General features: G+C 38.1%; 16 protein-coding genes. 3 read left to right on the top strand and 13 right to left on the bottom strand.

All coding sequences use genetic code 11. The features are described from left to right. Nucleotides 1–116: 116 nt before the first annotated feature. The 4 genes from MOJ78_RS02495 to MOJ78_RS02480 all read right to left on the bottom strand — a co-directional run bounded on the left by MOJ78_RS02495 (nucleotide 117) and on the right by MOJ78_RS02480 (nucleotide 6,088). Nucleotides 117–479 carry a PH domain-containing protein gene (locus MOJ78_RS02495; RefSeq protein ID WP_304979651.1) on the bottom strand — a complete coding sequence of 121 codons (363 nt, stop codon included), beginning with the start codon at nucleotides 477–479 and terminating at the stop codon, nucleotides 117–119. 107 nt (nucleotides 480–586) lie between these two features. Further along, nucleotides 587–1,750 (bottom strand): MFS transporter, encoded by a 1,164-nt coding sequence (locus MOJ78_RS02490; RefSeq protein ID WP_304979650.1) that lies wholly within the window; start codon nucleotides 1,748–1,750, stop codon nucleotides 587–589. A gap of 109 nt (nucleotides 1,751–1,859) precedes the next feature. After that, complete coding sequence (locus MOJ78_RS02485; protein WP_304979648.1) at nucleotides 1,860–2,918, bottom strand: hypothetical protein; 1,059 nt, start codon at nucleotides 2,916–2,918, stop codon at nucleotides 1,860–1,862. Between the two features lie 17 nt (nucleotides 2,919–2,935). Further along, entirely contained in the window at nucleotides 2,936–6,088 is a 3,153-nt protein-coding gene (locus MOJ78_RS02480; protein WP_304979647.1) for a DEAD/DEAH box helicase, read from the bottom strand. A 263-nt stretch (nucleotides 6,089–6,351) separates the two neighbouring features. On the opposite strand from MOJ78_RS02480, the gene MOJ78_RS02475 reads away from it, so the two are divergent. After that, nucleotides 6,352–12,186 carry an anti-phage protein ProA gene (locus MOJ78_RS02475; RefSeq protein ID WP_304979646.1) on the top strand — a complete coding sequence of 1,945 codons (5,835 nt, stop codon included), beginning with the start codon at nucleotides 6,352–6,354 and terminating at the stop codon, nucleotides 12,184–12,186. 271 nt (nucleotides 12,187–12,457) lie between these two features. Here MOJ78_RS02475 and MOJ78_RS02470 read toward each other — a convergent pair whose 3' ends face one another. From MOJ78_RS02470 to MOJ78_RS02460, 3 genes are all read right to left on the bottom strand, one after another. After that, complete coding sequence (locus MOJ78_RS02470; protein ID WP_304979645.1) at nucleotides 12,458–13,549, bottom strand: ABC transporter permease; 1,092 nt, start codon at nucleotides 13,547–13,549, stop codon at nucleotides 12,458–12,460. Beyond that, nucleotides 13,546–14,472, bottom strand: coding sequence for an ABC transporter ATP-binding protein (locus MOJ78_RS02465; protein WP_304979644.1), 927 nt, complete (start codon nucleotides 14,470–14,472; stop codon nucleotides 13,546–13,548). Before MOJ78_RS02465 ends, MOJ78_RS02470 begins: the two co-directional genes overlap by 4 nt. A gap of 349 nt (nucleotides 14,473–14,821) precedes the next feature. Then, nucleotides 14,822–15,436: a LysE family transporter gene (locus tag MOJ78_RS02460; RefSeq protein WP_304979643.1), complete on the bottom strand. Its 615-nt coding sequence runs from the start codon at nucleotides 15,434–15,436 to the stop codon at nucleotides 14,822–14,824. 142 nt (nucleotides 15,437–15,578) lie between these two features. On the opposite strand from MOJ78_RS02460, the gene MOJ78_RS02455 reads away from it, so the two are divergent. Then, a complete protein-coding gene (locus MOJ78_RS02455) occupies nucleotides 15,579–16,445 on the top strand; it encodes a LysR family transcriptional regulator (RefSeq protein ID WP_304979642.1) in 867 nt (288 codons plus the stop codon). Between the two features lie 123 nt (nucleotides 16,446–16,568). Continuing rightward, nucleotides 16,569–17,735, top strand: coding sequence for a DUF4317 domain-containing protein (locus MOJ78_RS02450; RefSeq protein ID WP_304979641.1), 1,167 nt, complete (start codon nucleotides 16,569–16,571; stop codon nucleotides 17,733–17,735). 153 nt (nucleotides 17,736–17,888) lie between these two features. Here the strand turns inward: MOJ78_RS02450 and MOJ78_RS02445 are convergent, their stop codons facing one another. The 6 genes from MOJ78_RS02445 to MOJ78_RS02420 form a co-directional block, all read right to left on the bottom strand. Further along, nucleotides 17,889–18,431 (bottom strand): GNAT family N-acetyltransferase, encoded by a 543-nt coding sequence (locus MOJ78_RS02445; protein ID WP_304979640.1) that lies wholly within the window; start codon nucleotides 18,429–18,431, stop codon nucleotides 17,889–17,891. Nucleotides 18,432–18,603: 172 nt separating this feature from the next. After that, on the bottom strand, nucleotides 18,604–19,872 hold the full coding sequence (locus tag MOJ78_RS02440; RefSeq protein WP_304979639.1) for an ATP-binding protein: 1,269 nt from the start codon (nucleotides 19,870–19,872) through the stop codon (nucleotides 18,604–18,606). A gap of 365 nt (nucleotides 19,873–20,237) precedes the next feature. Beyond that, on the bottom strand, nucleotides 20,238–20,633 hold the full coding sequence (locus tag MOJ78_RS02435; RefSeq protein ID WP_304979638.1) for a VOC family protein: 396 nt from the start codon (nucleotides 20,631–20,633) through the stop codon (nucleotides 20,238–20,240). 114 nt (nucleotides 20,634–20,747) lie between these two features. Further along, nucleotides 20,748–21,644 (bottom strand): sensor histidine kinase, encoded by an 897-nt coding sequence (locus MOJ78_RS02430; RefSeq protein ID WP_304979637.1) that lies wholly within the window; start codon nucleotides 21,642–21,644, stop codon nucleotides 20,748–20,750. A gap of 21 nt (nucleotides 21,645–21,665) precedes the next feature. Further along, the gene (locus MOJ78_RS02425) at nucleotides 21,666–22,412 is read right to left on the bottom strand and encodes an ABC transporter permease (protein WP_304979636.1); all 747 of its coding nucleotides are present in this window, start codon (nucleotides 22,410–22,412) and stop codon (nucleotides 21,666–21,668) included. Next, nucleotides 22,405–23,328 carry an ABC transporter ATP-binding protein gene (locus MOJ78_RS02420; RefSeq protein WP_304979635.1) on the bottom strand — a complete coding sequence of 308 codons (924 nt, stop codon included), beginning with the start codon at nucleotides 23,326–23,328 and terminating at the stop codon, nucleotides 22,405–22,407. The genes MOJ78_RS02425 and MOJ78_RS02420 overlap by 8 nt, the downstream gene beginning before the upstream one ends. Nucleotides 23,329–23,381: the final 53 nt, after the last annotated feature.

Below are 23,381 nucleotides of genomic sequence, written 5' to 3'. Positions count from 1 at the left end.
TCTTGCTTTTATTCTATCATTTTGCCTCAATATGTAAAAACAAGGAAACTTGATAAAATCAATTGTTTTCAAGATATAAAAACCTCAGCATTCAACACTGAGGTTTTTCGTAGAAATTATAGTATGTATTCTCCGATGATACGATCAAGTTTTCGGATATCCACTTTTTTATTGACGTTCAGCTTCAATTTCCCAGCTTTCGTCCATAGCTCAATTTCAGCATTGAAGTCAAGCTTTCCACCATTTTCACTGGAATACATGATGATTGATTTAAAAGGGATGGTGTATACTTCAACCTTCTTACCTGTGATCCCTTGTTTATCTGCGATAATGAACCGTTTATTGGTAACGACCGCAACATCCCTGATGGTTTTGTATGCAATCTGTGCCTCTTCTCCTTGTACTAGTACATCCTCAATCTCTTTTGGGATTTCTGTTTCTTCATAAAATGTCCAAGTCATGATTTCGGTAACAGCCATTGATACTCCCCCTAATGAATTATTTTATACAAGCTTAAAACTATGATAACCCTTTTTTTCCAGTAAAGAAATACCTAGGATTTATTGGGTTCAACTACCATGCAATTTTATCGGTTTTGTAAAACAGTTTTCTGATTGCAGCTGAACTGTTGCCATCCGATGAACGTGATGGCCATTGCCATGACGATAAACGCGATGAAGTAAGGAGAGAAAAGCTCACGAATTGCACCCGCAGTAAGTGAACTTGCGATGATGCCCAGCGAGAAAACAGCAGACAGGATTCCGAATGCTGTACCGTGTTTGCTCTTATCGATTTTTTCAGTAATCAAGGTTGTAATTGCCGGAAAAAGTATGCCTAGCCCGATTCCAACAATAAACAACAGTTGACTGAGTGTAAGAGGAACGAACGGTACCACCATTTGATAAAAACATGAGGCCAATACGATCATTCCAAACATCGTCCGGATCAATGCTGAAATCCGGTTGATCCAGGTCATGCAAACCACCACAAGTGTCCCTACGCCCATATAACTGAACAACTTCCCGGCCTCACTCGTTGACAGCCCTTCTTCCACTATTAAAAATGGCAGCTCATAACCGAGGGTTCCTTGTGCGTACATCAAGGCAAAGCCAACAAAATAAATCATTAACAGCTGCCTATCCAGCTTCAATCCACTACTATACGCTTGATCTTTCTTATGTACGATGATCGGGTCGAATTCCTTTACATACAGGAGTGCAATAACACCAGTTAGAAGGATGGATCCTCCTATGATAAAGTAGGCACCTTTGAAGTCGACCATTTCCACCAGGTACCCACCGATTACCGGAGATAGGATATGAGCGATCGTAATCAGTAATCCATTGAACGCCATGTTTTTCCCCTGCTGGTGACTGTTCTTTGCATAACCTGACAAAAGTGCAAAGCAAGCAGGTGTCATGAAGGCAAGCACCAAGCCATTGAACAGTCTTAAAATCAATAACCAGTCAGGATTTGTGGCGATTCCATGACCCATCATCAAAAACCCCGATAAAAACAGCGGTATCACAATAAACCTCTTCTTCCCGAATGCATCGATCAACGGTCCAGCGATCAAATTACCGCACAAGTTCGCAAACGAAGAAACACTCATCATGATGCTCACAAAAAAACTAGTCGCCCCAAGTGCCACCGCATAAGGTGTGAAAATCGGAAACTGTATATGTAAGCTCAAAGACATCAAAAACAGCACCGTGAAAATTGCAGCCATGCCCCTTCTTCTCTCGTCCATAAAAATCGCCTCCAAAATAATTGTATGAAGGAAATTGGAAATGAGACATGAAGGAAAGAAATTTACGAAGTAAACGCACCCATTAAATTTTCCGTAAGAATTATTTATGTTAATTTCCTAAGGACATTTTTATTTCATCCTCTAATTTTACAACTAAATTTAGTGCATTTTGTGCAATACTTTGTTTATTTTTTTGGAGAAGTTGATGTACACGTTTTATTCTATTATTCATAATTTTATCTTCTTCTTGGGATATTAATTTAAACTCTTGATCATTCCATTCAATTTTACTTAAATCAACTTCTACCATTGGTGGGAGTATACTATTATTACCTGAATTAAAGATAGCTCTTATCTTTATACAATCAAATATTTTATATAGCCTTTCATCGGCAGTTACGAAAATAGGAATACCTTTATCATTTTGAATTTTACTGGGTATTAAAACTGTTAAACTAAGATCAATTGATGTATTCCAAATTGCATGAATTATCTCTTTAAACTCTTTTTTCCTTGGATGTATTATTTTTTTCATATTTGATGTTTCACTTAGATAATAATGACCTAATAATGCATAGGAAGGGCTTACCAAATTAAGCTCCTTATCTAAAAAATTTAAGTAGTCTATCATTAATTCAAATTTCTCTTTATTATGATTCATATTCAATAAATATAATTTAAGTAATGCTGTATACATTACTGTTACTAAATCTTTAAAAGAACTGTCTTGATTAAGACTTTCAAATTTTGAATTTTGTATTACTGTATTATCCTTAATTTGATTATTTTGTCTAATTAAGAGACTATGTTCAAGTATTTCCAAGTAATCCATTGATAGTATATTATCAATACTGGTTTTCATTTCAATCAATTTATTTACATTTAATTGAAAGTTTTGTTTACTGCGGCATGCTTCTTCTATACCAAATTGGTAATTCAACTTTATATTATTCTTTTTAATTTCTCTCAGAAAAAACAAAGTTTCTTTAAATACTGTTCCATTATTCCGTTGTTTAAACTCTGAAGGTATATCATATAGATCTCTAAGGTTAATGCAAATATTAGTATCTAGATAAAAAACAATTTGATCTGAATAATTTGTTTGTAGAATGTCTGTTATTTTTTCAAAAATTAAATAATCGTGCATATTACTGAAGTAAAATTTCATGATAACCTCCAAACAATCTATAAAACATTTTTATTCGCTTTCGGAACTAACATCGGGGGCATTTCTCGTCTTAATCGCCATGTAAAGTTGATGGGCTTTTCTCCTGTGTGTTTTACGTAATCTGCTGTTCCGAGAAAAATAAACGGTGACGTGTAGCCATTTTCTTTTTTATACTCACGGATAAACAACGCAATTTGATGGTTGTTTTCCCGGTGATGGATATAACGCTGTCCAGTATTGCTCGAAGGTGAAATCGAACTTTGCGTTTGCCAGTGGAAGAGCCTCTCATTAATTGCATAATCCTCATAAAGTGTTGATGGCGAAAAATCTTTTTCAGATTTATTTAATGTGATAAAGAATATATCGACATTTTTCTCCTGAAAATGTTTGACTCCTTCACGAAAAGCCGGACTTTTTTCTTCGTTATAATAGTCGAAAGCAGCCATGATTTGAGCTGTTGAATAACTGCTGTGTACACCTAATGGATTTTCAAACGTAAAATCATTTTCAAACTCAAGCGCTTTTATATGCTTATAGTTGTAATTTAAAATGGAACGTAATTCATCTTTAATTTCGGGTATTACGAAGATTTGATTTAGTCCATCTTCAATAGAATTGAACCCCTCTTTTTCTGGATGGTCTTTATAAAACGAATAGTAAAGCATGTTGACCAACAGCTTCTCTTTCTTATTCTCTGGATTAATCCCATCCAAATACCTCAAATAAAAGCTCAGTAACTGTTTTGAATCCAGGTGAAATAGACTTGGTAAGCGTTTTGTTATCTTTTCTTCGTTCTCAATCTCTCTATGATCCATTAAACCAGTTTCCATCTTCATTCTAAAAAAGGATCGGTCTCCGCTTTTACCATAGAAATCATACAACGAGAGATTGTGATGGGTTAAAAAGTTTTCCAGTGTAAGATCGAGCCCTGTATCCTCATGGAAGTATTTCATCTTGTGAACAAGGTTTGCACGTGTGTTGGCTGTCGATTTTATATTTCTTAAGATGTAGTCCTTTGCTTGCTTTTCTAATTGGATAAACGATCCCTTAGGTAAGTTGGAGAAGCCATTTTCCACATAATGCTTAACCGAATGTTTCGTTTTACCCATTAGTGCCCTGAACTTTTCTTCAAAACTATAGTCTTTATGAGCCTGTCCAATGAAATCGAGTACAGTCAAGCATTCCTTGTCATCGGCTAGTCTTAGCCCTCTTCCTAACTGTTGTAAAAATACTGTTAAACTCTCCGTTGGTCTCAAGAAAAGTACCGTATTCACTTCCGGTAAGTCGACACCTTCATTGTAAAGATCTGTAACAAAGATGAATCGAATTTCACCAGATAATAATCGATGCTTAGCTGCCTTTCTTATCGCTGAATCTGTATTACCATGCAAAGCAATAGATGGAATCTTGTTCTCATTGAAGAAATTCGCCATATACTTCGCGTGGTCCACTCCAACACAAAACCCTACCCCTTTTACATCATCAATATCTGTTACATATTTATAGATGCTTTTTAAAATTTGCGTACTTCGTCTTGTGTTATGCGTGTATACATTCTCTAACTCTCTCAAGTCGTATCCTTTTCGACTCCATTTAAGCTTCGATAGATCTGCCGTATCGGTTACACAAAAATATTGAAAAGGACTTAAAAGCTTTCGATTGATTGCTTCCGTTAGTCGCATCTCGGCTGCGATTCGATCATCGAAGTACGATAAAACACTTTTCCCATCCATCCGCTCTGGGGTGGCAGTCATTCCAAGTAAAATTTTGGGGTTGTAGTATTCAAGCAGTTTTTGATAAGAACTCGCAGCAGCATGGTGAAATTCATCAACAATAATAAAATCATAGTATTCTGTTGTCGTCTTCTCATAAAGCTTCGTACTATTGAAGCTTTGAATGCTTATGAATAAATGATCCAAGTCCTCAGGCTTTTCTTTTCCCACCAAGAGGTCCCCGAAATTCAAATCTTGGACGATCGCTCTGAACGTATCTCTGCTTTGTTTTAAAATTTCCTCACGGTGTGCTACAAAAAGAAGCCTCTGCGGATGGCCATTCTGTTTTACAAAACGACGGTAATCAAATGCTGAGATCACCGTCTTCCCTATCCCGGTAGCTGCGACAAGCAGGTTTTTGTTTCGACCATAGACTTCACGCTCAACTTGAAGGTTTTCTAAGATTTCTTTCTGGTAGTGATAAGGTTTGATTTCAAAGGAAAAATGTACTGGGGTGTCTTCTCTTGAAGCTTTTTTTAAGGTGTTCTTTAAGTGGGTTCGGTCGCCCTCATCTTCATGATTGAAGGTGACAAATTCTTCATCATTCCAGTACGTCTCAAAGGTAGCATCGACCTTCTTCATCACATCGAACGAGTCTTTTTCCGTGATTTTCACATTCCATTCAAGTCCAGAAGTTAAGGCTGGATTCGATAGATTTGATGATCCAATATAAGCAGTGCTAAAACTCGTATCCCGCTTGAACATATACGCCTTGGCATGTAAGCGAGTACGCTCAACATCATAGGAGACTTTTATCTCAGTGTTCGGAAGCTTACTTAATTCCATGATCGCTTTAAAGTCAGTAGCCTCCATATACGAAGTCGTAATTACGCGCAAGATTCCATTTTTCCGAGTCGTGAATTCACGTAGCTCTTCAATAATACAGCGAAGACCGCTCCACTTTATGAATGACACAAGCATGTCGATTTCATTTGCAGATAAAATCTCTTTCTTAAGTTCGCTCAACATATTCGGTTCATAGTTGGAACCAGTAAAAAGAGAACTCTCAGATAAAGGTGTAACTGGGCGTACTGGCTTGTCCTTTTTCAAGCTCTTAATTGAGTTGAGTTTTGAATAGACTGATGTTAAAATCTCGCCCTCCTCAGCAATTTGAAGAGCTTCAAATTCTTCATCATCCAGATATGTACCTAAATATGCGATGATTTCATTGCAAACCCTGATCTGACGAAACAATGCTTCCTTATCGTCCGTTTCAATATCACGAGCAAGCTTTAACGCCTTTCTTGTTATGTATGAAATATAAGAGGACAGCTTTTTCCTCGCTTCCTCAACATCAATCGGTTCTTTACCAATATCAAATGTCCCCAGCTCAAGAGCCGTCAGACTCTCCTTAAGCTTCTTATTAATAATCTCCTCATACAAACCCTCTTTAAACACAAAATCCCCCCAAAAGAAAAAACCTATTATTGGTAATTATACCAGAGTAAGAGGCTTAGTGTTATATATGATACGGTTCCACTAATTATTTAAGAGGCAAAAACGACCCTCGTAGACAAATATTACCATCAAACATTTATCGTAATCTTGTTAGCTTATGCGGCACTCTACATAAAATTAAGTATTTTTCCAATATTCTACTTTTTTCGTTATAATAGTAATTAATACCTAATATGTCTTGAAAACCTAAAGGGGGTAGAATTGTGGAAAAAATAATTGCAGAAAAATTAATAGCCTGTGATTATGAGTATGATGAACGAGTAAGCTTTGCCCTTCAACAGAACCATGTCCCATTTATTAAACGCTGGGCCATTGAAAATCTAAGTGAAGAGAAGCATCACGATATTAAAATTGAACTATTCTCTAACCCTTCGTTTTTTGAACCCAAAACAATGCACCTTGAAGCATTAAACCCCAAAGAATCAATTGAACTACACCCGGATATTCAATTATCAGCAGATTACCTGAGTAATCTGGACGAAAGTGTAAAAGGGTATTTCAGCATAAGAGTTAAGATTGGAGAGGTCGAAGCTTATCAGAAGGATTTACCAATCGATATTCTGTCATTCGATTGTTGGCCGGGCTCTAGTGTAATCCCGGAAATCATCTCAAGTTTTGTCACACCAAATCGTCCCTATGTAATGGAGATTGTAAAACTGGCCTCTAGCATAATGCAGAAGAACAGTGACACAAATGCCATGGATGGGTACCAAAGTGGAGACCCTAATCGTGTTATTGCACAACTTTCGGCCATCTACTCTGCAATCTTGGCTCAGGGTATTACATATGCAAATCCTCCCGCAAGCTTTGAAGCAGAGGGTCAGAAAATCCGTTTCCCCGACGTGATTAAGGAACATAAACTAGGTACATGTCTTGATTTAACATTATTATATGCAGCTTGCGCGGAAGCAATAGGCATACATCCTATCATTGTCTTTTTCCGTGGACATGCCTATCCCGCTTTCTGGTTAAAAGAATATTCTTCTCCAGAAAGTTATCAAGATGATAAGAGCTTATTGACCAAGAATATGGCAGGCGGTATCAATGACATTATTGCTGTCGAATCTACAATGCTAACAAATGAAAAGGCTTCCTTCATTAGTGCAGTTCATTTCGCAGAGGACAGTTTGAACAAATTTGATTATTTCCACTTTTTCGTGGATGTTCATAGAAGCAGAATTGGTCAAATTAAACCTCTCTCTCTGAAAATTAGTATGGGATCTAATATCCAAGTTGCTGTTCAACCGGAAGAGCCCGTACGAATTAACTCAAATTTTGCTTTTGAAAAAGTAGAAATCATACCAGAAAATGATCATTCCTCGAACCATAGAGGAGAACATGAAAATAAGATTACCTATTGGCAAAATAAATTAATTGATATGACCTTACGCAATAATCTACTGAATTATCGAATTCATACACAGGGTATCCCTGTCGTGACCTCTGGCCTTGATCAGATTGAGGATATTTTGTCCATGGGTAAGAAAGTCTTCATAGAAACTTTGCCAAACGAGTGGCGAAATAAGGTAAGAGACTTTAGGGATCAAAAGGAACTCCTGACTAGCAACATATTGTCAAATGATCTGAAAAATAACAGGCTAAGGTCTGTACTTTCAGAATTGAAACTAGAGAAAGAATTAGTGAAGTTGTATAGAAAGGCCAAAAATACACTAGAAGAAACTGGAGCGAATTCCTTATTTATAGCCTTAGGATTCTTAAAATGGTATGATCCTAAGTCTTCCACCACAGAGCGGTATGCACCAATCCTACTTCTTCCTGTAGATCTCGTAAGGCTTTCTGCAAAGAAGGGCTACTACATAAGGGCTAGAGATGAAGAAATACAAGTTAACATTTCTCTTATTGAGTATCTGAAACAAAATTTCGGAATTGATGCCTCTAGGCTATACAACATACCCAAAGACGATCACGGGGCAGATGTCAGAAAAGTCCTCACAACAATGCGGCGAATTATAATGCAAATGAAGCATTGGGACGTCTACGAAAATGCCAGCATTAGCGTGTTTTCATTCTCCAAATTTGTCATGTGGAATGACCTCGTAAATCATTCCGATGAACTTAAAGAAAATAAGGTAGTTAAAAGCCTGATTGAAGGAAGTTATACTGGGGACATGGATCAGTCCTTCACAGATAGTCTGACTACGGAAGAAGATGAAGAGGCTGAGATTTATGCACCTTTAAGTTCAGACAGCACACAGACAGAAGCCATACTAGCGACTGGAAAAGACAATAGTTTTGTCCTTCATGGACCACCAGGATCCGGTAAGTCACAAACGATCACCAATATGATTTCCCACGCCTTAGCTTCAGGAAAATCAGTTCTTTTTGTAGCAGAAAAAATGGCAGCCTTAAATGTTGTACAAAACCGACTTGCCTCTATTGGTCTAGCAGATTTTTGTATGGAGATTTACTCAAATAAGGGACAAAAGAAAGATATTCTTAATCAGTTGGAGAAATCCTTTGAAGCACAACGAAAAGTCAAAGGAACAAATTGGAATGAAAAGTTTGATGAAGTTAAAACTCTAAAAAGAGAATTAAATAAGTATGTACAAGAACTTCACCAGCATACTTCACTTGGGCAAAGTATTTTTGAAATGATTGAAACCTACTCTGATATTAACGCACCTAAGGAAATGATTGAGTTTGATAGAGACCAAGTCATGGAAATGGACGAGGTTAAACTGAGACGAACCAAGCAAATGTTAGAGGATTTGGAAGTGATCGGAGGGACTTGCGGAAGTGTAATTGAGAATCCGTGGCTTGGAATCAAACAAACAAACTATTCCCTAAGTCTGCAGGATTCCATTAAGAAAGAGCTATCCTCCATTTTAACTAACACAGAAAAACTTCTTCAGTTAGATAGAACTTTAGCTGAAATAGGAGTATCTCATAACACCAAAAATCATAGTTGGTATAGGTTCATCTATCAAATGGTTTCCTTCTTACCTGATATACCTGATGCTGAATTAGAGCTTATTTGCAAGGGAGGGTTTGATCGTTTAAGTTCAGAAGTTACTGAAATCGTTAATGTAGGCAGAGCTTTTGAGGAAGCCACAAACAAAGTAGAAGAACGGTTTGATCCTTCTATCTTGACCTTGGATGTTGAGACATTACTACAAAGCTATAGATTAGCTGATAACAGCTGGTTCTTTAAGGAAAAGCTGGAGAAAGGAAAAATAAAGAAAGAACTTAAGAAATTCTTAGTTTCTAAAGATAAAATTAAAACAGATAAACTGAAGGACATTCTCACCACAATCCAGGGTATTAAGGAACAGAAACAATTTATCACACAGTCAGATGATCTAATGAATCAATACTTTCCTAACCTTTGGAATAAAGAGAATAGTAACTGGAACGTTATTGAGGAAGCTTTACAATGGATGGCTGATGTGCGCAAAGTTATTAACAACTTGCAACCTTCGCAAGAGTGGCTCAATAATACAGTTCAAAGGATTCAGGTGAATAAACAAGACTTTTCAACTAACGAACTAAAACAACAAATGGACATTTTTACAGAAGGCTATAAAGCCATAATGAATCACTGGGAACATGTAGAGAAGGAATTAATCTTACCAAATATGTATGAAGCTGAGAAAGCAGATTGGGCTAATTATAGTAGAGACAAAGCAGCTCTTTTAATTGACGCATTACCAGAGCTAAAAGATAACTGTAAACTGGCCAGCGTAACGAACAAGGCAGATGAAGTGGGACTTACTAATGTAACGAAGCCTTATTTGTCTGGTAAATTGGATCATGATGAAATTCTAACCTGTTATTTATATGGATTTTACCGCCTGAGAATTGACGGAGAAATTTCTCAGAAAGAAGAGTTATCTCAGTTTTCAAAGGCAAGTTTTGAGAGTAAACTTCATAAATTCCATGCTTTTGATGATGAACTAAGTGAACTCACCAAGCTCGAGGTATATGTTAAACTAATGAGCCACGTACCGGATCTAATGAATAATACGATCCAAAGCTCTGAACCGGGAATCTTAGCAAAGGCAATCAAAAGTAAAGGAAGAGGCATAGCCATTCGTCAGTTATTTGAGAGGATAAAGATCCTACTGCCAAAAATCAAACCTTGTATGCTGATGAGTCCATTATCAGTTGCACAATATCTGGATCCGTCGTTTCCTAAATTTGATTTGGTTATCTTTGATGAAGCATCTCAGTTACCAACCAGTGAGGCCATCGGTACTATGGGTAGAGGTAAAAATGTTATAGTGGTTGGCGATCCTAAACAGTTGCCGCCAACGAACTTCTTTGGAACCAAACAAGAAGAGGAAAACTTTGATTTACAGGATCTTGAGAGTGTCCTTGATGATAGCCTATCGATACAGCTACCACAGAAACACTTACGGTGGCATTATCGAAGTGAACATGAAAGTTTAATATCTTTTTCCAATAATCACTTTTATGAAAATAAATTAATCACCTTCCCATCAATAGATGACCTACATTCAAGAGTCTCATTTATAAATGTTGAGGGGACTTACGATCGGGGGAAAACAAAGCAAAACAAAGCTGAGGCCCAAGCGATAGTCAATGATATCTTCTCAAGGTTAAGTAACCCTGAAAAACAACACGAAAGTATTGGGGTAGTTACGTTCAGTCAACCGCAACAAACCTTAATTGAAGATCTGATTGATGAACGACTTAAACAAGATGCCTCTCTTGAGAAGTATTTTACTGACGAAGTAAAAGAACCCGTCTTTGTAAAAAATTTGGAGAATGTACAAGGGGACGAACGGGATATTATTCTATTCACGGTTGGCTATGGTCCCGATCAATTGGGACAAATTTCACTGAATTTCGGACCGTTAAACCGTGTTGGAGGTTGGCGTCGCCTAAACGTTGCAGTATCACGAGCTAAAAAAGAAATGTTAATTTTCGCATCCATGGAACCAGATAAAATAAACCTATCACGAACCAAGGCTGAAGGTGTTCATAGTCTTAGAGCATTTATGGAATTTGCAAAGAAAGGAAAGGTCCCGAGAGATTTTGAAAACCGGGCAATCATCAAGCAGGAAAATTCAAATGTAATTATTCCAAAAATGAAGGAGACTCTACAACAACATGGTTATCAAGTGGAAACTAACGTAGGTAACAGTGATTTCAAAGTAGATTTAGCTGTTATCAATAAAAGTGATAGTGGGAAGTACCTTGCTGCTATCCAAGTAGATGGCCATCGATATGCCGGATTTACGACCACCCGTGATCGCAACAAATTGGGAGAACTTATGTTGGAAAGGTTAGGGTGGCACATTCTCAAAGTTTGGTCCGTTGAATGGTGGCACAATGAAGAAAAACAAATTAAAGACATACTAGCCCAACTAAAAGAAGTCGAGAAACATGGTCCAGTAATGAAAAAGCAGACAGAATCTCAACCTGTTAAAGACAAACCATCCATACATGATAAAATAAGTAACCTCACGTTACCTGTAGATGACAAACAACAGCAAGCATGCTTTTACGAGCCAGCTGTATTAGAACAAGTAAGTATTCCTAATGATTATTTTTACACTTATGAAGGGAGGCCAGTCATTCAGGAACAAATCAAAAAAATCATAGCAGATGAAGCACCTGTTAGCTTTTCGAGGCTAACCAAAGCCATTATTAATGCTTGGGGATTCTCCAGAAGCGGTGCCAAGCTGGAAAAAGTTATACAGGATGTTTTAACTGGAATGACGGTTTATGAGACCATTGAAGACAAAGGGAGCTTTCTTTGGAATAATGAAGAACAGTTCAACTCCTACAGGGACTTCCGAATAAAGAATCGTTACCGTAGGAGTTTACAGGACATTAGTAAGATTGAATATTCAAATGGGATCATTCAAATTATGAAGACAGCACTTCGTTTGCCAAAAGCCGATATCGTACGAGAAATTTCAAAACAGCTTGGTTACAATCGTACCAGCTCAAACACTGAAATATATGTACAGGAAGCAATTGATTTAAATACAAATAAAAGCTTAATTAAAGAGGATACTGAGGGAAATATAGCGTATATAGGTGAGTAATTCACATAGAGCCCTAACATTTGAAGGGCTCTTTTCTTTCTCAAAATGCTCTATATTATATACATACTTGCCACAATCTATGAAGATTAATCACCAGGAAAAGAAGCATCTTACGCAGCTAAAGAAAAGTCGAAGTATTAATATATGCCATTGCAAAGTAGACTAGCAATATGCTTTCAAAACTAATTTTTTAAAACTTAACCAACTTTAAACCAAAGTGATCTCCTGTTTGTTGTTTCGTTGGGGTCTGGTATTTTATTCGTTTTTGCCTTTATTCCCACTTAAACACATAGCTGGCGAGTGTGAATCCTCCTATTAGCCAGGCGCCTAGGATCAGTGTTTCTGTTTCTAGCTGGAGGATTGGTGTTCCGATGTTCATGGTTTCTCTCAATGCTGAGGTTAGAGGTGCGATCGGCAGGGCTTTGACGACCGGCTGGATCCAATCTGGCATATTGCTAACTGGGAAAAATACGCCACCAAGGAACAGTAAGGGAAAAGAAGCAAATCCAGCAATCGGCCCCGCACTTTCTGGGTTTTTCGCGATACCAGCAATAATGAAGCCGATGGACATAAAGGCCAGTGTTCCTAAAACGATGAAAAAGATCATTGCGAGCCATGAACCGGCTACATTGATGTTAAAGATGAGGTCTGCAATCAATACAACCAACAATGCTTGCGTTCCATTAAGGAGTAAACGCGCTGTGATTTGTGCAGCGATAAAGGTGGAAGCTTTCAATCTTGTCCCCTGCATTCTACGGAGGATGCCCCTTTCACGCCAGGCTGAAATTTGGCCGGCGACTCCATTCATGTTGTTACTCATGATCATCATCGCAACAATCCCTGGTACGAGAAAATCAATATAGCGAAGGTTTAGTGCTTCAATTCCAACCCTTTCGATGGTCACAAGAGGCTTATAGTCGACAAGCTGTTTACTGTATTGGTCGATGATCCCGTTCACCACCGTTAGTCCTAGCTCGGAGGCGGATAAGTTTTTCTCATTATAATAAACAGGGAGCGAGAAGGCTTGATTTTGATCCTTCAAACTAGCACCGTATCCTTTTGGGATTTCAATGAGAAGCTGGACATCTCCATTTTCGACGCCTTTTTTACCGGTTTTGATCTTTTCATAGGACTCTGTCTCGATACCTTCGTTCTTGTTAAACAACTCTTGTAAGTCCTTTGATGCATCCGTCTGATCAAGGTCGACCATTCCTACGGTTATAGACAGCGCATTGCCGCCGCCTACAAATGACCCGAGGGCGAGCATTAGAATGAGCGGAAAGAGTAACGTGAAGAACAAGACTTGCTTATTACGGGCAAAAATACGTAGTTGTGCTAAGGTTAACTGCCAATATGCTCTCATGATTCTCTTAGACTCCTTCCTGTCATATGTATGAAGACATCTTCTAATGTCGCGGTACGTGTTTGTAAGTCCTCGATGTTCAGATTGTGTTCTGTAGAAACTTGGATCAGGGAAGTTAATGCGAGCTGAAGGTCGTCCGTATAAAGCTGCAAGAAGGTATCCTTAATGGACACTTCTTCTACCCCGTCCATTTTCATGAACCATTCTTTTTCAGGAGGGTTGGTCAGGCGGAATTCTACGGTACTTGTCGACTGCAATCTTTTTACGAGATTGGTTGGCGTGTCAAGCGCGATCAGTTCTCCCTGATCCATAATGCCGATGCGATCACAGAGAACATGGGCTTCATCCATATAATGAGTGGAGAGGATAACCGTTTTCCCTCTCTCTTTTAAACGCAAAACAATGTCCCATAACGTTCGTCTTGCCTGCGGATCGAGTCCAGTCGTCGGTTCATCAAGAAACACGATGTTTGGATCATGGATAAGTGCTAACGCAATCGCTAACCGTTGCTTTTGTCCGCCGGATAGTTCTTTGATTCTGTCATACCGTTTTTCCGTTAAAAGCATGTCGTCAATTAATTGTGGGATATTGACATTATTCGGGTAAAAACTCGCATAAAGGTGAAGGATCTCTTCTACCTTCAATAATTCGAATAAGGAGGTGGACTGGAGCTGGACGCCAATGACCTCTTTGACCTTATTCACTTCTTTTCGTACATCAAAGCCTGCCAGTGTTGCCGTACCATCATCAGGCTTACGGAGACCGACCAGCATTTCAATGGTTGTCGTCTTTCCAGCCCCATTCGGTCCAAGCAGTCCGAAGACCTCTCCTTTTTCCACTTGAAATTCGACTCCATTGACCGCAATAAAGGAGCCATAGCGTTTCACAAGACTTTTTACATCTACCATTGTTTCATTTTGCATACCCAGCCTCCTACTGACCGTTCAGCTAATTTTTTATGTAAATTTGTTCAAAAAACAAACAGCCCTTGAAGAGCTGTTTAGGATGATATTTCCATTATACGTCATACGTATTATTTATACGAGACCACCTTATTTAATTTTTCTTAGAATCAATTGGAAAAAGTCGATCCCGGAAAAATTGGGGCGAGTGACATTTTAATTCTGCCCCTCGAATATAAGAAAAGGAAAGCCGGATCTTATGAATCCCTCCTGCCCATTGCTTGTTTAGCGAGGTAACATTTTCGCTATGTATGGAGGGATGGGGCAAAACCGGAATTGGATCTTTTCCAAAATAAATGACCGTACCTGTTCATAAAAAAAGCTGTATGCCGAAAATAATGAACAAAGAACCTGCTAATCTGTTCATCAACATTTTGTTTCGTATATAAGCTTTCTGTATGACCTTTCTTGAAAATAGTAAAGCGAGTGCTGTATGCCACCAAACAACATTTAGGAATATAACAATGACTGCTGCTGTACGCATCCATTGTGGAAGTCCAGGGTGCAATACAGTTGTGAAAATACTTCCAAAAAAGAGAACAGATTTCGGGTTTGATAGATTGGTTATCAAGCCGAATAGGAAGGAGCGGAAATAGCTTGTCGATCGGATCGTTTGATCGATGGTTTTGAGCTGATGTTCTTTGCTCAGCCAGAATTTAACCCCAATATAGATGATATACGCCCCTCCCAACCATTTTAAGGCATTATACGTCCATTCATATTTTTCAAATAGAAAGCCTACGCCGAATGCCGCGGAACTTGACCAGATCAGTGCCCCAGTTGCGATTCCTAAAGCTGTTGCGATCCCCTTACTTTTAGATAACCGGATCGAGGTTTGTGTGACTGCGACAAAATTGATTCCAGGTATACTCATTGTAAGGATATGGATCAATACAATCACACCAAGTATCTTCAAATAGTCCATTATGGTCATCTCCCCAATTGTAATCCTTGCACCATGAATCGTTCATACATCCACTCAAGTTTATTTCAAATCGGAAAGATCTTGTTATAGAATATAGATAACTTGTTATCAGGTTTATGGATAACGAAGAGGAGGTCGTTCGATGGATATTGAAAGCTTGAAATTATTTTTACAAATTGCCCGCCATGGGTCGATTAATAAAGCTGCAAACGCTATGTTTTTAGCTCAGTCCACAGCAACCAACCGTTTGAAACAACTAGAAAAATCCGTTGGCAGTCCTCTATTTACTAGAGCATCAGTGGGAGTAACTTTGACCGCTGAAGGTAAACGCCTATTACCGATCGCTATAGACGTTGTTGAGAAAATAAAAGCTTACAAGAATTTAAAAGAAAAAGAACAAACGCTGACGATGGTAGCCGGAAAGGCCCTTGCCGCCTATGAATTACCACGGTTGATCAGCCAATATCGAAAATTCAATCCGCATTTTAAATGCTATGCCCGTTCTACATCGTTCAACGAATGTGTGACAGCCATTTTATCTGGATCCGCCGATATTGCTTTTTTGGGTGGAGAGGTGTATCACCCGGATTTACATCAAGAGTTTTTGCCGGAAGACCGCATTGTTTTGGTGACTTCACGTGACCACGAGTGGACAAATGGGTTTCCCGGATTTAAACATTGGGGTTCCCAAGAGGTCATTACTTTCGGAAATGATTCAGCCCCTTTCAGAAAACAAATTGACCTTTATTTAGCCAAGCAAGGTGTTTTTCCAAATGTAATCATGGAATTGGATAGCCTTAGTGCCGTTAAAGAAATGGTAAAAGAGAACCTTGGGATTTCAATGCTGCCGGAACGTACGATTTTACATGAGAAATTATGCGGCAGCCTTGCAGTATTAGATGTTGCAGAAGGGCGTTTACTACGTCCCACTGTAGTCGTCTATCCACATTACAAGAAGGATGATAAGGTCTTCCAGGACTTTATTCACTGGATCAGATGTAATTATTAGATAAATTGGTTAAGTGGATCACATAGATTTTGACAACTGCATATCTCCATATTTCCTATGTTAGAATAGAAGAATCGTTTTTTATGAAACCCACAATTTATGCAGCATAGGAGTGTACGATCGATGAACAAAAAGGACATAGCGGGTATCCGCAGACAATTGAAAGTGGATAATGATTTATTGAAGATCTCTGATATTTTTAACGTATATATCATGAAAGAAACGACAGACATTTATCATCATCAAAGCCAGCCGTTCGAAATGCTTGACAAGGATCAGCAGGAGCTTTTTATCAATAATTTCAAGAAGCTGCTGACAGGACAGCTAAATGAAAAGTTATTTGAACTGAAATTCAAGCGTGAGGCCGACAATCAAAGTCAGCTCATTCTACATAAAGGATTACTAAGCAGCCAAGTCGAGGACTGGAAGGAAGAAATGCTGCGCATGACTGAAAAAATGATCAAAGACCATCCATATGAAAAGGATGTGGTCATCACCTTCATTCGAGCCGAGTATTTGAAGCCGATGAAACGGCGTAATGAGGAAGCGGAGGAAAGTGAACGGGACGCCGTTTATTCTCATCCCTTCATTCTATGCAGTATCAACAAAACGCAGGAGTCGAAAAAAGAGTTGGTGTTTGACTATATTGAGAAGGAGTTCAAATACAATATCGATGTAGATTCGGTCATTGACCTCGACGCCCCGATGACAGGATTTCTTTTCCCGTGTTTCACCAATCAGGCATCGGATGTGAACCATGTTTTATACGCTGCAGGCAAAGCGAATGAACCTGATCCCAGATTTATAGAAGAAGTATTAAATGGTGAACATACGATCACCGCAAAAGAGGATAAAGCGGTGTTTGAGGAAGTGATCAAGGATGTCATAGGAGACCAGCTCACCCCCTCCACTCTCGCTAACGTTTATAGAGAAATCAATCATGTCGTCGAAGAAAACGAAGAGGAAGAAGAACCGAAGCTCGATTACAAAAACGTAGAGCGTGTTTTGAATCAAAGCGGTGAAAAAGTCGATTCCGAAAAAGTAAAAGCCGCTTTCCAAAGAATTACCGATGACGAATCCTATGAATTGAAAGCAAGCAGTATTGTGCCCAAATACAAATCAAAATCAATCAAAATCAATACGAAGATCGCGAACGTCTCCATCAGCCCACAGGACCTGGAATACGTCAGGCAAGTCAATTATAAGGGGAAACGCTGCATTATGATTGAAGTGGAAGAGGATGCTGAGATTGACGGTTTCAAGTTGCTTCCAGAAGCGTTTGGCGAATAACATAAAAAGACGGTTCTCATGCTTATAAAGCACAAGAACCGTCTCCTTTTTTAGTGTTTTATTACGAATATAGGCTGTCAGTATGTCCTTTCTCGAACTCAATAATGATCAGAAATTAGTTGATAAAGGGATGATTTGACCCGTTTTGGGTATTTATAGGTCTGGTCTGATCGGTATTTTCCAAATCATATGGTCGAGCCCTTCACCCCAATAGTCTTTTAGGAGGTAATCGGGTTCGTCAAATTTCTTTTTCCATACCTGTTGCGCAATCGTATACCCACTGTCGAGACAAAACTCTTCTATTCCTTTTTCATGTAGCATGTTGTACATTGCGTGGAGAATCTTGTTTGCAATACCTTGCCTGCGATATTCCGGATGGACAAAGACGGTTCCCACTTCTGGGATATCCTCGAATTTCCCGTTGGTATTGCTGAGTATCAGTTCATTGGCAGTACCATATTCGATGCAACCGACTATTCCCCCAGCCTCTTTAGCAATGAGAAAATACCGTTCATCACCGTTGCTGTTCAGGTCCATTTTCAAGTACTTTTTCTTCGTTTCAATTTCATCCTCGATATCCTCTACCAAGTTGGATAGCCCTTCCTGTGCAAACGTATCGACTACAACCAACCGGAAAAATCGGTTCAGTTCTTCCACATCTTCAAAAGCAGGTCGACTAATTTCGATTGTTATCAACTCAAGAACTCCCCCACTAAGTCTCTTTTGTTGCCTTAGAGATCAATGCAAAAATATATGCTGTATTTCGTGACTTCCTTGATACTTCTGTCTTATTCCTACCTCGCCTTTCTCCCAACGATCATAATAGCTGTTTTGGTTATTAGGTAGCTTTCTACGGATGCCTATTGTGTTACTCTTCTAGTTTCATTTCAGGAAAATAAATAATCACATCTGTTCCTTCGTCTACTTCACTCTTAATTTCCACTTTGCCATTCATTTTTTTAATAATAGCAAATGAAACCATGGTCCCGAGACCTGTACCTTTTTCTTTTGTTGAATAGTACGGTGTCCCAAGTCTCTGGATTTGCTGCGGTGTCATTCCAACACCAGTATCACATATATACACAACAACATTATCATTCAGTTGTTTTGCCTTTATTTTTAGAATGCCCCCGCTTTGCATTGACTCGATCGCATTCTTGCCGATATTGATTAAAGCCTGACGAAATTTTTGTTTATCTCCAACGATGCATAATTCATCATCTTCAGAGCTTTTGGTATTTATTTGTATATTATTATAGTTGGCATAGGTTAGAAGAACATTCGATATATGGCTGACTTCATCATTGACGTTGATTGTTTCAATGATTTCGTTATCTGGTTTTGCAAGTGAGAGATAATCTGAAATAATTAGATCTGCACGGTCCAATTCATCAAGACATATCTTTTGAAAATACTCCCTCTTTTCCTTATCTTGATCTGTATCCCCCAATAATTGTATAAAGCCTCTTACAGATGTCAGCGGGTTCCGTACTTCATGGGCTACAGAAGCGGCCATTTCACTAACCATTCTAATTTTCTCGCTTTTATAAACTTCATCTTGCATATGGAAATATCTATTAAGAAATTCAATTAAGTAAACACAAGCACCAATAATTACCCCTTGTACTAGATAGGTTTGTATTGTATCTATAAAACTATTAAACATCAGGTCAACCCGCTGAATATATGCAAGATATAGTGAAATTGTGATCAGTTTCATAAGTGAACATAAAATGACTGCTACGATCATTTTTTGATAAGTTCTTAAGTTCCCATAACTTCTAAGAGCGTAAAGAACGATAAATAAACTAGGCAACACGGTCATGATGTAAAGCAAATTGTCTGGATTCCCCAAAATAAATCGATATGAAACAAGAACACAATACAATGTAACCGCAACTGGTACCCCGCCATATAAAGACCCGATTATTACTGGAATAGACCGAAAATCATAGGTTATTCCGTTTACATCTATAGGCAGAGACATAACTAGGATTAATATTAGTGAAAAGAGGAAACTCAGCAAGATTCGGTATAATAAAATGTTGTTTTTAAATTTATGTATATATGGATAAAAAACTAACGGAGAGAAGATAAAGAAAATATTTAAAATGAAATCTTTGAGATACTCTACCATTAAGTGCCCCCGATTCGTATTTTCTTTCTGAGGATAAAATATTGTTAATTAATATTTCGACAAATTCCTTTTCTATCCTTCTATCCTTTATAAGTTATCGAGTAGGACATCGACAGCAACGTACAGTGCAGAACAGGTGTAAAGTGTAATTGACTATTATCACATTATCTATATACCTATAAAATTAGAAAGCTCCATTGATTCCGAGAATATCTCCAAAAAATAAAAAGCGGCCGCCGAAGCAGACCACTTATTTCAAATTAGTCTTTTATCATGTCAGGTAAAAGTTCAACCTGTCATCTTATTTTAAAATGACAGGTTGAGCCATGATTTTGATTATCTATTCAATTTAGGTAATCAAATTCCTATTTCGCGTTCTCATCTGGTTGATGGATTCCAAAGATATTTCCTTCTTGATCAGTATAGTATCCTTGCCACGCCATTCCTGGCAAGGCGTATTTCGGCATTGCAACCTTGCCTCCATTGTTAAGGATTTTCGTTTCGGTCGAATCGTAATCTTCTACTCCCATCGTACAAACATAACCACTTACACTTTGATTGGCTTCAGGCGGAGGACCTTGACGCTGCATTAATGCACCATTGATTCCAGGCTGGTCTTCACCGCCGGTCACTGCCCCGAAATAAGGCATGCCTGCAAATTCGCTCCAATCTTCGAATTTCCATCCGAATACTTCCCCATAAAACGTTTTGGCTTGTTCCATGTCACTTACATGAACTTCGAAATGAACTAATCTTCCCATCATTACCTCCAATGTTTTTAAAATCTTATTGATTATGCTTCAAGATCTCAGCGGCAATAATGTTAGTATTCTTTTCAATTAGTCTTATTCCTTTTTCAACCAGTTAGAAAGTATTTAATTTCCCCATTCACACTTCATGAATAATTGGTTTTCCATTTGCTCAGCAGTAAGGCGCCCATTCATTTTTCCCATTAAGCTTTTCGCAATCGGCAACCCAAGACCTGTACCTTTTCCAGTCCTTGTTTGGTCTGCTTTATAAAAACGGTCAAACATATGATTTAAATCCTGTTCACTTAATTGGTCGACCGAATTACTAATTGTCAGTTGAACGGATGTATTGAATTCCTCAAGCTGGATGGTGACAGTTCCACTTGAATATCTAATCGCATTTACTACTAAATTTTCAATGACTCGTTTAACCGCAGAATGATCGGCCCTAAGAACAATATCATTGTCCGGAATTTTAATCGTTGGCTCTAAATTTCTTTTATTGAATTCTTCGTAAAATCCTAAAAGTACCTCCAAGATCAACTGATTTAATTTAATCATTTCGATTTTCATCGGATAATCCGCTTGTTCGATAATCGAGAGCTCGAAAAAATCCTCAAGTAAAATCTTTAATCTCCTTGCACCATTTTTAACGATACTGATATATTCTTTTCTCATCTCTGGCGTTATTTCATCTGATTCTAAAAATTGAATATAACCCAATATCGTGGTCATAGGGGTGCGAATATCATGTGATATGTATGATATCGCCTGTTTTAACTCATTTTCAGTCGAGCGCTTTTCTGCTTTTGCTTTTTTTGTTAAATCAATTTGGTTATTTATTTCCTTTGCCAGCTTCTCAAAATCTCTATCAAAATAGCTGATATCTATTTTCTTTGCAGTTGCATTTTTGTTTAGTTCATTGAGTTGTCGGGTTGTTCTTTTGATTTCCCTTTTTAAAAAATAAAGACGGGTGAGAACATATACTAAAACAATAATGGCTAATATCATTACATAGAGCATACACCTCACCCGCTTCCTTTCTTATTTGATTTCCTTTTTTCGGAAAATGATACTGCCTAAAATCCCGGATACCAGGAATGTCAAAATCGGGATAACCACAAGGAAGAATACTTCACTGCTGTCCAACTGACCGATCTTAACAATGTCATATACTAACTTAAATATAGAATGATTAATAATCGGTTCAAAGAACGGAACTTTAGCCGCTAAAAGTTGCAGGGGCCAATTAATCATCATAAAAAACAAGAGTAGAAATCCGATTGTCTTTCCGCTGTCGGTAAACATGATCGAAAAGAACGCCATGATTGAAGCAAATGCCGCTGCATAAAGGATAATCAGTCCAATCGTTTGGAAAAAGAACGTCCAATCAGGCATGTCATTAAAACCAAAATAAATAGCACTGGCACCTGTCATAAAAACCGGTAGTATTAATGAGATTACGATGGCTCCAACCGAAAACATTGTCAGCTTAGCAAAATAAATTCGTATTCTACTATTGCCAGAAGAAGCGATGCTTTTCATCGTCCCCATCGAGTATTCGCTTGTAATAAAGAAACCCGCTAAAATACTTGGAATAAGCTTTACTATATCAGTATGGACACCAAGGACAGTATTCAGATAATATTCATTTACAGTAGGCAGACCAGAAACACCTTCAAATTCCAAAAGTGGAAACAAAACAGCGACAGCAATCAACATCCATGTCAGGAACCGAAACGCTCGATCTTTTCTTAATTTATACCATTCTGTTTTCATAAGATTACCCATGCTGTACACCCCCGATGCGGTTGGTGAAGTAGGTTTCTAAATCTTCTCCCATTGGCATAAATTGCTCGATAACCAATCCTTCATCTGTTAGGGCTTTTGATACTTGCCCCGGTACATCTACATAGGCAAACAACTTGATCGATCCGTCTGGCATTACTTCAAAATCTTGCGTTGCAAATACCCTTTCTATGACGGATGCCGCTTTGTTTGGATTATCTACTTTAATATGCACGTATTGCTGACATTTTTCATTCAGTTCTTTTGCCGATAATTGCTCTAACAATTCCCCTTCATGAATGATTCCATAATGGGTTGCTAATAAATGAAGTTCGCTTAAAATATGGCTTGAAATTAAGATCGTAATTCCATACTCTTGGTTAAGCTTCTTTAATAATTCTCGTATTTCGACTACGCCCATTGGGTCCAGTCCATTTATCGGCTCATCAAGAATCAAAAATTCAGGATCTCCCAATAGAGCTATTGCAAGCCCAAGCCGCTGCTTCATCCCTAAAGAAAAATTCTTGGCTTTCTTTTTCCCTGTATCCTTTAAACCTACCAGAGTAAGTGTTTTTCCAATACATTCCTTCCCTGGTATTCCTTTTAAAAGCCTATGTGCTTCTAAATTTTCAAAAGCCGTCATATGCGGATATAAGGCAGGACCTTCAATTATCGTCCCAATTCGCTTTCTTGCTTCAATCATCTCTCGTTCATTGTTCTTTCCAAATAACTCAAAAGTTCCAGTTGTCGGGTAGGCAAGACCAAATATAAGTCGTATCAACGTTGACTTACCAGCTCCATTTTGCCCAATAAAACCATAAATGGATCCCTTTTTAATCGATAAATCAACTTTATCAAGGGCCATTTTGTTCTGATATTTCTTAGATAAATGATTGGTTTTAAGAACATATTCATTCATATAGTGTTTCCTCCCTAAATCATACTTTTACAACATGTCCAAAAGGATTATAG

The sequence above is a fragment of the Alkalihalobacillus sp. AL-G genome (assembly GCF_030643805.1).
Lineage (GTDB): Bacteria > Bacillota > Bacilli > Bacillales > Fictibacillaceae > Pseudalkalibacillus.
The sequence above is the reverse complement of the archived record's forward strand: the minus strand, read 5'-3'. Positions and strand labels throughout refer to the sequence as shown.

What these genes read in the sequence shown, in the direction of transcription:
- MOJ78_RS02470 (WP_304979645.1), bottom strand. Translation starts at nt 13,549, where the DNA reads ATGAGAGCATATTGGCAGTTAACCTTAGCACAACTACGTATTTTTGCC.
- MOJ78_RS02465 (WP_304979644.1), bottom strand. Translation starts at nt 14,472, where the DNA reads ATGCAAAATGAAACAATGGTAGATGTAAAAAGTCTTGTGAAACGCTAT.
- MOJ78_RS02455 (WP_304979642.1), top strand. Translation starts at nt 15,579, where the DNA reads ATGGATATTGAAAGCTTGAAATTATTTTTACAAATTGCCCGCCATGGG.
- MOJ78_RS02485 (WP_304979648.1), bottom strand. Translation starts at nt 2,918, where the DNA reads ATGAAATTTTACTTCAGTAATATGCACGATTATTTAATTTTTGAAAAA.
- MOJ78_RS02495 (WP_304979651.1), bottom strand. Translation starts at nt 479, where the DNA reads ATGGCTGTTACCGAAATCATGACTTGGACATTTTATGAAGAAACAGAA.
- MOJ78_RS02430 (WP_304979637.1), bottom strand. Translation starts at nt 21,644, where the DNA reads ATGCTCTATGTAATGATATTAGCCATTATTGTTTTAGTATATGTTCTC.
- MOJ78_RS02490 (WP_304979650.1), bottom strand. Translation starts at nt 1,750, where the DNA reads ATGGACGAGAGAAGAAGGGGCATGGCTGCAATTTTCACGGTGCTGTTT.
- MOJ78_RS02460 (WP_304979643.1), bottom strand. Translation starts at nt 15,436, where the DNA reads ATGGACTATTTGAAGATACTTGGTGTGATTGTATTGATCCATATCCTT.
- MOJ78_RS02450 (WP_304979641.1), top strand. Translation starts at nt 16,569, where the DNA reads ATGAACAAAAAGGACATAGCGGGTATCCGCAGACAATTGAAAGTGGAT.
- MOJ78_RS02440 (WP_304979639.1), bottom strand. Translation starts at nt 19,872, where the DNA reads ATGGTAGAGTATCTCAAAGATTTCATTTTAAATATTTTCTTTATCTTC.
- MOJ78_RS02425 (WP_304979636.1), bottom strand. Translation starts at nt 22,412, where the DNA reads ATGGGTAATCTTATGAAAACAGAATGGTATAAATTAAGAAAAGATCGA.
- MOJ78_RS02435 (WP_304979638.1), bottom strand. Translation starts at nt 20,633, where the DNA reads ATGGGAAGATTAGTTCATTTCGAAGTTCATGTAAGTGACATGGAACAA.
- MOJ78_RS02420 (WP_304979635.1), bottom strand. Translation starts at nt 23,328, where the DNA reads ATGAATGAATATGTTCTTAAAACCAATCATTTATCTAAGAAATATCAG.